The sequence below is a fragment of the Grimontia sp. SpTr1 genome (assembly GCF_947387585.1).
Classification (GTDB): Bacteria; Pseudomonadota; Gammaproteobacteria; order Enterobacterales; family Vibrionaceae; genus Enterovibrio; species Enterovibrio indicus.
Genome location: NZ_CANDOD010000048.1, coordinates 1 through 1322, shown reverse-complemented (window position 1 = coordinate 1322; position 1322 = coordinate 1). Strand labels below are relative to the sequence as shown.

1 protein-coding gene is annotated in these 1322 nt (G+C 58.3%); it reads left to right on the top strand.

Going from position 1 to position 1322, the window contains the following annotated elements; translation table 11 throughout:
* The coding region (locus tag QL223_RS25860) for an amino acid adenylation domain-containing protein (protein ID WP_281546358.1) at positions 1-1322 on the top strand (1322 nt) is incomplete at both ends.

Genomic DNA, 1322 nt, shown 5'->3' with positions numbered 1-1322 from the left:
GGGGTTCAACCCGGTGAACCTGTTGCCGTCACCCTTCCAAGGGGACACAATCAGGTCATCGCTGTCCTTGGTATTCTGGCCGCTGGCGGGTGCTATGTCCCTGTCGGTACACACCAGCCTCTGGTACGACAGCAGCGTATACACACCACCGCGGGGATCCGTTTCACTGTCACTGACCCGGCACACCTTGATGCCGTCCCTGGTCTCGCCATTGATATTTCTTACACTGACAGGTTCTCGCCATTAGAGGCCCCCGTCCCTGTCTCACCAAACAGTCCGGCGTATATCATCTTCACCTCCGGCTCTACCGGTGAACCCAAAGGCGTTGAAATGGCCCATCAGGCCACCGCCAATACCCTTGATGACATTAACCACCGCTATGGTATCCACCCCGACAGCCGTGTGCTTGCGGTCTCTGCGCTCGATTTTGACCTCTCCGTCTATGACCTCTTCGGTCTGCTCAGCGCCGGCGGTGCCGTCGTCATGGTCGATGACGCCATTCGACGCGATGCCGCTGCCTGGTTGTCTTTGATTAACGAACATCATGTCACTGTCTGGAACTCGGTCCCTGTCTTGTTAGACATGCTGATGGTTGTCGCTGAAAGCCAGCACCTGACCTTACCATTTGAGCAGGTTCTCCTTTCCGGCGACTGGATTGGTATGGATATCCCTCAGCGTCTGTTTGCGCTGAACGGCCATCAGGTAAGACTGGCTGCCATGGGAGGCGCCACGGAAGCCGCTATCTGGTCTAACACCTTTGATGCCTTTTCTCCGGACACCCCCCTCCCTGAGCACTGGACGTCCATTCCTTACGGTAAACCGCTCGCCAATCAGGTTTACCGGGTGGTCGATGCACAAGGGCGCGATTGCCCTGACTGGGTGCCCGGTGAGCTTTGGATTGGGGGCCTCGGGGTCGCCACCGGATACCGGGGGGATGACACCCTCACTCAGGCCCGCTTTGTTCAGGCCACATCAGAGACTGTTTCCGGCCAACCTGCTATGCGCTGGTACCGAACTGGGGACCAGGGGCGTTACTGGCCTGACGGCAATCTGGAATTCCTGGGCCGCCTTGACCATCAGGTCAAGGTGCGGGGACACCGTATTGAGCTCGGTGAGGTAGAAACTGCCCTGAACAGCCTGAGCGCTATTCACCGTGCTGTCGCTGTCGTGCTCTCTCCTGCCGGACAGCCTGCCTCACTCGCTGCTGCCCTGTTGGTTGACCATACAGATGATACTGACACCGAGCAGTTCAAGGCGGATGTCACTGACCAACTCCGTGCCCTGCTGCCCGACTATATGGTTCCTTCTACCCTCGCGCTGGT